Here is a 1487-nt window from a genome sequence, read left to right as displayed (position 1 = left end):
TGCCTGTCCCAATCGAGCGGAAGTCCGGCCTCGACCCATGCCTCGTAGGCCCTCCTTATGGGCTTGAGCTCCCTTTGGCCCCTCTCCAGCATCGAGATGTACTTCTCGCTGGTTCCCAATATGGACGCCGCCCTCACCTGGCTGACCCTCGCCGCGCGCCTGGCCGCCACGAGCCCCGAGGCGTCCTCGGGCCTCCTGACCTCGTGCGGGCGCATCAGCGCCCGGTACGCCTCCCTGGCCACGTAGCGCTTGAGGCACCTCATGACCTCCCTGTCGCTCTTCCCCCGCGCCCTGGCCCTCTCGGCGTACTCGGCGGTCTCGGGGTCGCGCATGACCCTCTGCCTCGCGATCTCGTGCAGAGCGCTGTTCGCCTGCCGGTCGCCGCCCCTGTTGAGCCTGTGCCTCACGGTCTTGCCGCTCGAGGCGGGGATTGGGCAGGCCCCGCATATCGCCGCGAACGACGCCTCGGAGCGCAGCCTGCCCGGGTTGTCCCCGGCCGCGACCGCGAGCTTGGCCGCGCTCACGGGCCCGCACCCGTACATCGCCAGCAGCGCGGGGCAGTTCTCCTCCAGGGACGCCTCGATCGCGCGCTCCATGTCGAGCGCCGCGTCGCGCGCCGCCGCCCACAGGTCCGCCAGCGCGCCGAGCGCGGCGCCCAGCGCGCCCTCGGCGCGCACGGAGGGGAGCTCCTCCATCAGCCTCGGCCCTCCCATGCCGCGGAACCTCGACCTGAGCCCCTCCGGGGCGGTGGTGAGCAGCGACCTCGCGGTGTTGATCGCCGAGGTCCGCGCCTTCACCGCCCCGGAGCGCGCCGCGAGCATGCAGCGCACCCCGTCGACCCACCCGTCCTGGCTCTTGGGGGTCCCGAGCCTTGAGCCGGACATCGCCGCGCGGGCGGCCCTCTCCGCGTCCGACTCGTCGCACTTCCCCTGCCCCGGGCGCCTCCTCTGCGTCCTCGCCGGGGAGAGCGCCTCGCGCACGGGCATCCCCAGCGACGCGAGGTGCCTGGTGAGGCCCGCCCCGTAGGACGACGTCCCCTCCATCGCGACGCAGGCCGGCTCCCCGGCCGCCGCGATCGCCCCGGCGAGCGCCTCGTAGCCCGCCGCGTCGGCGGGGAACTGGCGGGACAGGACCTTGCGGCCCCTCCAGTCCAGGACGCACAGCCAGTGCGAGTCGGCGTGGGTGTCGACCCCGCAGAAGACCGGCCCGCGGGCGCCGGGTGTCGATTCGTTTTGCATGTCTCGCTCCGTTCTTTCCGTGCTCGCCTGGACCGGGCAGACGGCACACTGACGGGGCGCGATAGAATGCGGTTGTTCGGGTCCGCGGTATCGCTCCATGCTCCTATTAGGTCATGCGGCGGTCTCGGCTCGCCGCGGCCCGCGCGGGACATGTCAGGAAACGAGGGCAGCCCTGTGGGCGCCAGCGGAATGTGGGGTCACCGCGCGGTCCGCATCTGATGGTGTCGACGTCAATGGTATACGGGTGCA

At 72.4% G+C, this 1487-nt stretch carries 1 protein-coding gene; it reads right to left on the bottom strand.

All coding sequences use genetic code 11. The features are described 5' to 3' along the window. Positions 1 to 1238, bottom strand: a 1238-nt coding sequence (locus tag I4W09_RS10255) for an IS110 family RNA-guided transposase (protein WP_196034095.1), incomplete at its 3' end; no start/stop codon positions are given. Between the last annotated feature and the right edge of the window lie 249 nt (positions 1239 to 1487).

The sequence above is a fragment of the Collinsella aerofaciens genome, from assembly GCF_015670795.1.
GTDB classification, from domain to species: Bacteria; Actinomycetota; Coriobacteriia; order Coriobacteriales; family Coriobacteriaceae; genus Collinsella; species Collinsella aerofaciens_Q.
The sequence above is the reverse complement of the archived record's forward strand: the minus strand, read 5'-3'. Positions and strand labels throughout refer to the sequence as shown.